At 32.8% G+C, this 2,796-nt stretch carries 3 protein-coding genes; all 3 read left to right on the forward strand.

Annotation, left to right across the window (positions count from 1 at the left end; all coding sequences use genetic code 11):
- Positions 1–86: 86 nt before the first annotated feature.
- Complete coding sequence (locus tag P7122_RS15750; protein WP_278006760.1) at positions 87–707, forward strand: hypothetical protein; 621 nt, start codon at positions 87–89, stop codon at positions 705–707.
- 768 nt (positions 708–1,475) lie between these two features.
- Positions 1,476–1,889 carry a hypothetical protein gene (locus P7122_RS15755; protein ID WP_278006761.1) on the forward strand — a complete coding sequence of 138 codons (414 nt, stop codon included), beginning with the start codon at positions 1,476–1,478 and terminating at the stop codon, positions 1,887–1,889.
- Between the two features lie 168 nt (positions 1,890–2,057).
- Positions 2,058–2,588 carry a hypothetical protein gene (locus P7122_RS15760; protein ID WP_278006762.1) on the forward strand — a complete coding sequence of 177 codons (531 nt, stop codon included), beginning with the start codon at positions 2,058–2,060 and terminating at the stop codon, positions 2,586–2,588.
- Positions 2,589–2,796: the final 208 nt, after the last annotated feature.

The raw sequence follows: 2,796 nt of genomic DNA on the forward strand, positions 1-2,796 counted from the left end.
ATTTTTGCTATCTTTCGGTCAACGTCGGAATGACACTCACGTGCCATTCCGTAACGAAATCATAGCCAAAACCGTTGCAAGTAATTATGAAAAACATACTGCTGACATTAATAATTTTGACTTCAATAAGCTGTAAAAGTCAATCAAAATCTGAATTAAATTTAGAACAGCTAATTGAACGCGACAAAGCGGAGTTGAATAAAATAACGGAGTCGGAAAAATCTAAAGGAACTATTTCTGAAATGAACATTTTAGATTTAAAATTTGGACAATCGACTGAAGCAGTTGACTCAATTCTAAAACAAAAATCTGACTTTGAATCTGTAAACGGAGATACGAATGAGTTTGAGAATTATGGAATAAACTGGGAATTAAACGCTGACTTTAAAATCCCAACGATTATCCGAACTGATTTTCACAAAGACAAACTTTATGAATTAGAATTAGTGTTTTTGACTGACGAAAATAATATTGAACTTGGATTTAAAAAACTGCTTGAATATTTGAGACAAAAATATGGAAATGAGAATTTGAAAGTTTACTCAATTCTGTCACAAACGAAAGAAAGTGGACCATTTACATACTATTGGATTGAAAAAAACAGAAAAGTTATGGCTTACCGAATGCAAGAATACAGTTATTTAAGAATTACAGATTCTTCGGTGGATTATGATAAATTGACAAACATATTTGGAAACAAAAAATAACTACTTGCAACAACGTGTATAGCTCATTGCGGCTGAATTTCCGCGAGGAAATTCAATCTTATTCGCTATCTTTCGGTCACGGCGGAAAATCATAGCTGATTTTCCGCAACGAGCCATACACAAGACCGTTGTGTCTAATTATGAAAAAACTTTACTTAAATAAAAAGACTTTCAAATATTCGAGCCTGATATGGAGTTTTTTCGCTTACATAATAGGCGCTATTATTTGGAGTTTATGGATAAATCTAGTGACTTGGTCAAAACCTGAGTTGAACGATATAATTGAAACTACAATAATTTTTGAAATCGTTTTTTTAGTCAGGACACTAATACTAATAATCCGAAAACATTTAATTAGTCTCTATATAGATTCAGAAAACAACCTATTAATAGTTAATCAATTAAGAGTGTTTCAAAAGAATTTACGGACTGAATTAAACCTTGAGAAATTAGAAATATCTGAATTAAAAAATGAGTGGTTCACATATTTCAATTTGCAAGACGATAAAGGTTTTGTTTGTATTTCTTCAAGTAATTATGGATTGTCGGAAAAAAAAGTAAGGAAAATCTATAAAAAACTACACACAACAACGGCTATAATCCATTGCGGCTGAAATTCCTATCGGAATTTCATTGCAATTTGCTATCTTTCGGCTACGGCGGAAAGAATCCTGCGGATTTTTCCGCAACATATCATAGCCAAACACGTTGTGCGTCAGCTGACCAAACCAACGATATGTAGAAAAATCTAAAAATAAACCATTCGATATGAACAAGATTTTCTTAACTGCATTTATTGTATTAGTGACAATGAATTCCTTTGGACAAACTTTGTCTGAAAAGGATGAAATTATCGACAACCAAAAAACTGAAAAAGAAATTGCACCTTTTACCTATCGCCTTTTTCCAACCGATAATATGTGGACTTTTATAAAACTAAACACTCGAAATGGAAAAATGTGGCAAGTACAATACTCTATGAGTGAAAACAAAAGATTTGAATCATATTTAAGTATGACACCTTTGGTTGAAATTGACAACGAAATAGACAATAGATTTACACTTTATCCGACTCAAAATACTTGGACGTTTATTCTTCTTGACCAAATTGATGGTAGAACTTGGCAAGTCCAATGGTCAATTGACTATGAAAAAAGAGGAATAATGCGAATTGAGCAATAAAAATGAAAAAAGCCGAACGCACAACAATGTATAACCGCAATTACGGCGGATTCGACTACGTCCGAATCCACTCGGAATTGCTAACGTCAGTGCTTAACCGAAAAACATTATCTTTAATCCCGTAACTGACGGTTATACGAGACCGTTGTGGTTAATTTTGAAAAAATTATGGGAACACATATTGACTGTATAATTCCGAAAGAAAAAAATTACTCTGTCGAGGAAATAAAGTCAAAACTAAAAAGTGTTTACGACCGATTAAAACCCGAGTATTCACAATTAGAAAAACATGGAACTTTTACTAAAAATTCGAATGGGAATTGGTGGATTAGTTTAATTCCATCTGAAAATGGAAATCCTGAATATATTACTGGAGAAGGAGACAGTTTCAATATAGACGTTTATGGAAAAGTAATTCATATTGGCTGTATTGAGAGGTTCTCAAGTCTTTATATGACTGATAAAAATATTTCAAATGAACTATATAAAATAATAACAGAGATAAGTAAAGAATTTAGAAAATCCGATAAAATATTAATTGGCGCTGGAGGATTTGGAGAAACTGACCATATAATGGATATGGCATTTTCCGAAAATGCGGATTTTGAAAAAATTTGTGTAAAAATGACTGAATTGAACGGAATTCCTGCAACTGAATTAACCGAATTAAAAGACAAATCTTGGTATCTGAAAAAATAAAAAAACCAACCACAACAATGTATAACCGCAATTACGGCGGATTCGACTACGTCCGAATCCACTCGGAATTGCTAACGTCGGTGTCAAACCGAAAATAAACGCTGATTTAACCCGTAACTGACGGTTATACGAGACCGTTGCCTACAATTATGAAAAAAATCCTGCTGACATTAATAATCTTGATTTCATTGACTGCTTGCGAATCGAA

Source organism: Winogradskyella marincola, from assembly GCF_029624125.1.
GTDB classification, from domain to species: domain Bacteria; phylum Bacteroidota; class Bacteroidia; order Flavobacteriales; family Flavobacteriaceae; genus Winogradskyella; species Winogradskyella marincola.

Bases quoted from the DNA above. Each gene is read 5' to 3' on its own strand.
- P7122_RS15760 (WP_278006762.1), top strand. From the start codon at position 2,058: ATGGGAACACATATTGACTGTATAATTCCGAAAGAAAAAAATTACTCT.
- P7122_RS15755 (WP_278006761.1), top strand. From the start codon at position 1,476: ATGAACAAGATTTTCTTAACTGCATTTATTGTATTAGTGACAATGAAT.
- P7122_RS15750 (WP_278006760.1), top strand. From the start codon at position 87: ATGAAAAACATACTGCTGACATTAATAATTTTGACTTCAATAAGCTGT.